This is a genomic window from Escherichia sp. WS3063, from assembly GCF_046486595.1.
Classification (GTDB): domain Bacteria; phylum Pseudomonadota; class Gammaproteobacteria; order Enterobacterales; family Enterobacteriaceae; genus Escherichia; species Escherichia coli.
Genome location: NZ_JBJQKY010000049.1, coordinates 1 through 7,261, shown reverse-complemented (window position 1 = coordinate 7,261; position 7,261 = coordinate 1). Strand labels below are relative to the sequence as shown.

The 7,261-nt window shown below is 44.9% G+C and carries 6 protein-coding genes and 2 pseudogenes; 3 read left to right on the top strand and 5 right to left on the bottom strand.

Annotated features, from left to right (window positions below; genetic code table 11):
- Window positions 1-314 precede the first annotated feature (314 nt).
- The 3 genes and pseudogenes from ACJHYW_RS24775 to qac all read left to right on the top strand — a co-directional run bounded on the left by ACJHYW_RS24775 (window position 315) and on the right by qac (window position 2,960).
- Window positions 315-1,574 (top strand): chloramphenicol efflux MFS transporter CmlA1, encoded by a 1,260-nt coding sequence (locus ACJHYW_RS24775; RefSeq protein ID WP_000095725.1) that lies wholly within the window; start codon window positions 315-317, stop codon window positions 1,572-1,574.
- A 92-nt stretch (window positions 1,575-1,666) separates the two neighbouring features.
- Window positions 1,667-2,505: pseudogene (gene aadA1, locus ACJHYW_RS24770) on the top strand (ANT(3'')-Ia family aminoglycoside nucleotidyltransferase AadA1).
- A gap of 122 nt (window positions 2,506-2,627) precedes the next feature.
- Window positions 2,628-2,960, top strand: a complete 333-nt coding sequence (gene qac, locus ACJHYW_RS24765) for a quaternary ammonium compound efflux SMR transporter QacL (RefSeq protein WP_000800531.1) — start codon at window positions 2,628-2,630, stop codon at window positions 2,958-2,960.
- 246 nt (window positions 2,961-3,206) lie between these two features.
- Here the strand turns inward: qac and ACJHYW_RS24760 are convergent, their stop codons facing one another.
- The 5 genes and pseudogenes from ACJHYW_RS24760 to ACJHYW_RS24740 form a co-directional block, all read right to left on the bottom strand.
- Entirely contained in the window at window positions 3,207-3,839 is a 633-nt protein-coding gene (locus tag ACJHYW_RS24760) for an IS256 family transposase (RefSeq protein WP_020802982.1), read from the bottom strand.
- Between the two features lie 260 nt (window positions 3,840-4,099).
- Entirely contained in the window at window positions 4,100-4,267 is a 168-nt protein-coding gene (locus ACJHYW_RS24755) for a cysteine-rich KTR domain-containing protein (RefSeq protein ID WP_000336323.1), read from the bottom strand.
- A gap of 118 nt (window positions 4,268-4,385) precedes the next feature.
- Window positions 4,386-6,305, bottom strand: a complete 1,920-nt coding sequence (gene tet(M), locus ACJHYW_RS24750) for a tetracycline resistance ribosomal protection protein Tet(M) (RefSeq protein WP_025989258.1) — start codon at window positions 6,303-6,305, stop codon at window positions 4,386-4,388.
- Between the two features lie 15 nt (window positions 6,306-6,320).
- Window positions 6,321-6,437 carry a tetracycline resistance determinant leader peptide gene (locus ACJHYW_RS24745; protein WP_001814923.1) on the bottom strand — a complete coding sequence of 39 codons (117 nt, stop codon included), beginning with the start codon at window positions 6,435-6,437 and terminating at the stop codon, window positions 6,321-6,323.
- A gap of 244 nt (window positions 6,438-6,681) precedes the next feature.
- Window positions 6,682-7,164 (bottom strand): annotated as a pseudogene (locus tag ACJHYW_RS24740) (conjugal transfer protein); the annotation flags it as partial.
- Window positions 7,165-7,261 lie beyond the last annotated feature (97 nt).

The following is a 7,261-nucleotide window of genomic DNA, read 5'->3' as shown; positions in this document are numbered from 1 at the left end:
AAGAATTTATTCGCTTTGTGAAAGGCGAGATCATCAAGTCAGTTGGTAAATGATGTCTAACAATTCGTTCAAGCCGACCGCGCTACGCGCGGCGGCTTAACTCCGGCGTTGGGCGCACAATAAGGCTCCTTGCAGAGTTGCTTGAAAGTTGTTACGATTCAAATTCAATCATGAGATAGTCAGCAGATGAGCACTTCCAAGAACGCAGACAAGTAAGCCGCAGCAACCTTCATTTTTCGGTTGTTGCGGCGTTCTCATGAATCCTTTTGCTCTACGGGAGCGCCGCCAAATCCTTTGTTCAAGGAGATGGTTTCGTGAGCTCAAAAAACTTTAGTTGGCGGTACTCCCTTGCCGCCACGGTGTTGTTGTTATCACCGTTCGATTTATTGGCATCACTCGGCATGGACATGTACTTGCCAGCAGTGCCGTTTATGCCAAACGCGCTTGGTACGACAGCGAGCACAATTCAGCTTACGCTGACAACGTACTTGGTCATGATTGGTGCCGGTCAGCTCTTGTTTGGACCGCTATCGGACCGACTGGGGCGCCGCCCCGTTCTACTGGGAGGTGGCCTCGCCTACGTTGTGGCGTCAATGGGCCTCGCTCTTACGTCATCGGCTGAAGTCTTTCTGGGGCTTCGGATTCTTCAGGCTTGTGGTGCCTCGGCGTGCCTTGTTTCCACATTTGCAACAGTACGTGACATTTACGCAGGTCGCGAGGAAAGTAATGTCATTTACGGCATACTCGGATCCATGCTGGCCATGGTCCCGGCGGTAGGCCCATTGCTCGGAGCGCTCGTCGACATGTGGCTTGGGTGGCGGGCTATCTTTGCGTTTCTAGGTTTGGGCATGATCGCTGCATCTGCAGCAGCGTGGCGATTCTGGCCTGAAACCCGGGTGCAACGAGTTGCGGGCTTGCAATGGTCGCAGCTGCTACTCCCCGTTAAGTGCCTGAACTTCTGGTTGTACACGTTGTGTTACGCCGCTGGAATGGGTAGCTTCTTCGTCTTTTTCTCCATTGCGCCCGGACTAATGATGGGCAGGCAAGGTGTGTCTCAGCTTGGCTTCAGCCTGCTGTTCGCCACAGTGGCAATTGCCATGGTGTTTACGGCTCGTTTTATGGGGCGTGTGATACCCAAGTGGGGCAGCCCAAGTGTCTTGCGAATGGGAATGGGATGCCTGATAGCTGGAGCAGTATTGCTTGCCATCACCGAAATATGGGCTTTGCAGTCCGTGTTAGGCTTTATTGCTCCAATGTGGCTAGTGGGTATTGGTGTCGCCACAGCGGTATCTGTGGCGCCCAATGGCGCTCTTCGAGGATTCGACCATGTTGCTGGAACGGTCACGGCAGTCTACTTCTGCTTGGGCGGTGTACTGCTAGGAAGCATCGGAACGTTGATCATTTCGCTGTTGCCGCGCAACACGGCTTGGCCGGTTGTCGTGTACTGTTTGACCCTTGCAACAGTCGTGCTCGGTCTGTCTTGTGTTTCCCGAGTGAAGGGCTCTCGCGGCCAGGGGGAGCATGATGTGGTCGCGCTACAAAGTGCGGAAAGTACATCAAATCCCAATCGTTGAGAGAATGTGGCAAGCTATCGCCCAACAAATCGCTGCAGCCGACCCAAAACCGCTACGCGGTTTCGGTCGGCTGAGCTCAGGCGTTAAACATCATGAGGGAAGCGGTGATCGCCGAAGTATCGACTCAACTATCAGAGGTAGTTGGCGTCATCGAGCGCCATCTCGAACCGACGTTGCTGGCCGTACATTTGTACGGCTCCGCAGTGGATGGCGGCCTGAAGCCACACAGTGATATTGATTTGCTGGTTACGGTGACCGTAAGGCTTGATGAAACAACGCGGCGAGCTTTGATCAACGACCTTTTGGAAACTTCGGCTTCCCCTGGAGAGAGCGAGATTCTCCGCGCTGTAGAAGTCACCATTGTTGTGCACGACGACATCATTCCGTGGCGTTATCCAGCTAAGCGCGAACTGCAATTTGGAGAATGGCAGCGCAATGACATTCTTGCAGGTATCTTCGAGCCAGCCACGATCGACATTGATCTGGCTATCTTGCTGACAAAAGCAAGAGAACATAGCGTTGCCTTGGTAGGTCCAGCGGCGGAGGAACTCTTTGATCCGGTTCCTGAACAGGATCTATTTGAGGCGCTAAATGAAACCTTAACGCTATGGAACTCGCCGCCCGACTGGGCTGGCGATGAGCGAAATGTAGTGCTTACGTTGTCCCGCATTTGGTACAGCGCAGTAACCGGCAAAATCGCGCCGAAGGATGTCGCTGCCGACTGGGCAATGGAGCGCCTGCCGGCCCAGTATCAGCCCGTCATACTTGAAGCTAGACAGGCTTATCTTGGACAAGAAGAAGATCGCTTGGCCTCCCGCGCAGATCAGTTGGAAGAATTTGTTCACTACGTGAAAGGCGAGATCACCAAGGTAGTCGGCAAATAATGTCTAACAATTCGTTCAAGCCGACGCCGCTTCGCGGCGCGGCTTAACTCAAGCGTTAGATGCCAGATTTGGCGTTGCGTATGCTCACAGAAAATCGACAGCCGCAAGACTGTTTTTGGCAACTCATAGCCACCACTATTTATCCTTCATACCGTAGAGGAGATTGCACGTGAAGAACTGGCTCTTTCTGGCTATTGCAATATTTGGTGAGGTCGTCGCAACTTCCGCACTGAAGTCCAGCCATGGATTCACCAAGTTAGTTCCTTCTGTTGTAGTTGTGGCTGGCTACGGGCTTGCGTTCTATTTCCTCTCTCTCGCACTCAAGTCCATCCCGGTCGGCATTGCTTATGCTGTTTGGGCTGGCCTCGGCATCGTACTTGTGGCAGCTATCGCTTGGATCTTCCATGGCCAGAAACTAGACTTGTGGGCGTTCGTTGGCATGGGACTTATCGTTAGTGGCGTCGCCGTTCTAAATCTGCTATCCAAGGTCAGCGCACATTGATCGGGCTGGCATCTAACAGTTCATTCAAGCCGACGCCGCTTCGCGGCGCGGCTTAATTCAGGTGTTAGTCGGACGCCTACGGCGCCGAGGAAAAAAGAAACCAAACCATTCTTGCTGCCAAAGAGAAAAACCCCTTACGGTGGCGTACTGGGAAAGTGCGTATCTACGACGCCTTGCCGGTCTCAATGTCATGCCGTCCTCTTTCGAAGGCTGCTTGATGCAAACCTCTCAAAAATCTGGCATAAACTATCTTGACATATTCCGATTGAACACCTTCCGAATATCAGCGGCTATCAGCGGGATCTCATCTTTTTTCGTGACGTAGGAGTGGGCATTCTGCTGCAGATGAAACTGGCAGCGTTGCCACAGAATTCCAGGGAAGACAGCATCGATTGCCGCGCGCAGTCCTGAGTGGTCATCACTGGTGATCATTCGCAGGCCGTGCATCCCTCGTCGTACGAGACCCTCGAGAAAGGAACGCCAGTTTACCTCTGCCTCACTGTTCGCGACTTCGGCGTCAAGAATATGCCGATTCCCGCTGTAATCAACGCCAATAGCCACTAGAAGCGCCTGCTTGACCACATGGGAACCGACGCGAACCGATTCATAGGTCGCATCAAGTACCAAGTATTGAATCTGTCCGACAGGCTGCGCCTTCCAAGACGTAATCTCTTCATCGAGCTCCTTTGCCAGCCTGCTGACCTGGGACGAGCTGACTTCGGTGCCACAAAGAATTTCGACGATATCCGAGACCCTGCGGGTACTTACTCCTTTGACATACATTTCGGCGATGGCGAGCTTGAGAGCACGCTCACTGCGCATGCCTTTCTCGATGCAGCTGGGATAAAACTCCATCCCGCGAACTTGTGGTACTTTCAAGAGGACTTTCCCGGTCGCAAGATTGAATATTGGATTATTTGGATTTACCAACAAACACTACTATTTAGCTACGAAAACTCAAGAGAAGTACACAAAACCTTTTGGAAGTGATGGAAGTTTAAGTCCTCTTGATTATAGTGTAGGTATTGGAACAGGTTTAGAATTAGGACATTTCCAGTTTATGTTTGGCTATGATTACCCTCTTAGTAACAGTTCGAAAGATCCAAGAGCCGATAAAATGAGATTGTATTAATCTCATTTTATCGGCTCTGCGTCTTTGCGTCTGGCTCTGTAATCACAGTTACTTTGAACTGCTTTATTTCAATTAAATTTTCTTGTCTGCATTTCGGACAATAGAGGGGGAATTTTTTTAATTCAGTATCTTCCCTTATCTTTAATCGTGTTTTATTTCCACATACAGGACACAATATCCACTTGTAGTTTATAATAACTATCTCCTCCTTTACACTTTAATTCAAATCTTTATTAAAGAATATTTCATCTTATTTAACAAGAAACCATATTTATATAACAACATAAAATACACTAAGTTATTTTATTGAACATATATCGTACTTTATCTATCCGACTATTTGGACGACGGGGCTGGCAAACAGGTTCACCGGTAGTAACATGGTACCCTTTTAACTCTGTTAAACAAACACTACGTCCATTTGTAAAAAAAGTTAAATCATTGCGATAATCTTGAATACATCGAGCAGGAATTTCTCCAATAATAATGACCTCATTATTTTTCAGTTGAGTATTTACGATATTTGCACAATATTTGGGAGCATCGTTATATGCCCGTGAAAGATATTCCTGTGGTGCATAAACTTTAAAACTAAGATATGGCTCTAACAATTCTGTTCCAGCTTTTCTAAAGGCTTGCTCCAGTACAATAGGAGTAAGCATCCGAAAATCTGCTGGAGTACTAACAGGGCTATAGTATAAACCGTACTTAAAACAGATTTTACAATCCGTCACATTCCAACCATATAATCCTTGTTCGCAACCATAGCGTATCCCTTCCATAACTGCATTTTGAAATGATTGATTTAAGTATCCAAGAGAAACCGAGCTCTCATACTGCATTCCACTTCCCAACGGAAGCGGTGATACAGATAAACCAATGGAAGCCCAGAAAGGATTTGGCGGCACTTCGATGTGAATGGTATATTCTGCATTTTTTAACGGTCTCTCCATATAAATGACTGTAGGCTCTTTTAGTTCTATCTCCACATGATACTTTTCTTGCAACAGTGCACTAATCACTTCCATTTGTACTTTCCCTAAGAAAGAAAGTATAATTTCATGTGTCGTAGAATCCACGTAATATCGTAGAAGCGGATCACTATCTGAGATTTCCAAAAGGGCATCAAGCAACATTTCCCTTTGTTGAGGTTTGCTCGGTTCAACAGTCGTTTGCAGCAGAGGGAGGGGATTTTCAATTCTCTCTCTCTGTGGCAATAGCTTTGTATCTCCAAGAACACTATTTAACTTCAAAAACTCATTCTGCAAAATAACAATTTCCCCGGAATAAGCCTTATCAATTTTACATAATTCACCATTTATTGAAGTATACATTTCTGTAATTTTTATTTTTTCCTTTTCCGATATTCTAACCGAATCTCGCAAATGCAGTACGCCACTATAAAGACGTATATATGCAAGACGCTGTCTTTTTTCCGAATACTCAATTTTGAAAACTTTTCCGCAAAGTTCAGACTGACCTCGATGTGTTGATGAATAAAATTTATTCGTAATCACTTCTATAAGGTTATCAATCCCTATATTGTTTTTTGCACTTCCGTGATAAACAGGGAACAGGGAACAATTATGAAATCTTATGCTTTCCTCTTGTTCGAGTTCTAATGCTTCCAATAATTTCCCAGACGTATATTTCTCCAAAAGGTAATCATTTCCTTCTATTACCATATCCCATTGTTCAGATTCGGTAAAGTTCATTACACGCATATTAGGATGCAGTTCTACCTTCTGTTTGATTACAATTTCCGCAGAAAGTTTCTCTTTAATATCCTGATAAACCGTTGATAAATCAATTCCATTTTGGTCAATCTTATTGATAAAAAAGATTGTGGGAATACCTATTTTCCTAAGTGCATGAAACAATATACGAGTTTGTGCTTGTACGCCATCTTTTGCAGAAATCAGTAGAATTGCCCCATCTAATACTGATAATGAACGATATACTTCTGCTAAGAAATCCATATGTCCTGGCGTGTCTATGATGTTCACCTTCGTATTTTCCCACTGAAAAGAGGTTATTCCTGTCTGAATTGTAATTCCTCTCTGACGTTCTAAAAGCGTATTATCCGTCCTCGTTGTACCTTTGTCCACGCTTCCTAATTCTGTAATCGCTCCACTGTTATATAATAAGCTTTCTGTTAAGGTAGTTTTTCCTGCATCAACATGAGCTAAAACTCCAATATTAATAATTTTCATGTGATTTTCCTCCATTCAAAAGCCCAAAAGGGCATAAAAATCCCAGTGATAAATACTCTTATCACTGGGATTTTTATGCATAACCATAGGCATACAAAGCATACAGATATTCTCCGGATACTTTAGAATCACATGATAAAGGTATTCTTAAACTGGGTACAAAAAACTAAGCCCTCCTAAAAAAGGACATCCAATTATTTGTTCCCACTATCAAATTGACAGTTTATTTAAGAATACCTTGCCGCATATTTATTAACTCCTTTTAAATAGATACTTAAATAATAGCACGTAAGAGCATATTTGTAAAGGAATCTCCAATTTTTTATCAAAGAGAGTACGTGATTACAAAATAGCTGTAATAATGTACCAATATTTGTTATTCTATAATCTTCCAATTACTCCCGTTCTTTTCAAGTACCAAATCAAATTGAGATACCTGCGTTGCTTTGGTCTGCTGGTCGATATACTCCACTGTCAGCGATACCGTGACTTGATTATCCTTACGATTGTAAATAGGATTTACCAGTTCTTGAAAGATGTACTCTTTTCCGATTGGTTTTAATATCCCGTCATTCACATAGTAGGAAAGTTCACTGGCTGTCGCTGTAGGATAGAGCTTGAAGAACGTCGTTAAAAACTCATTGATTTCATTGGTTGTAATGGAATCAACCGTACCCTCACTTTCAATAGCTTTTGGTTTATAGTCTGATTTCTTTGGTATGCTAGTAATGGTCGGATTCTTAATGAGGACCATATTTCCAGTACTGTCTACATAGACACTCACTATATAAGCAGAGTGGACGGTCTTTGTATTTTCCCCCTCTGTAATGAGTTGGTCTACACTGGGCACTGTTGCAAAGTTAGCGATGAGGCAGCCTTTTGTCTTATTCAAAGGCCTTACATTTCAAAAACTCTGCTTACCAGGCGCATTTCGCCCAGGGGATCACCATAATAAA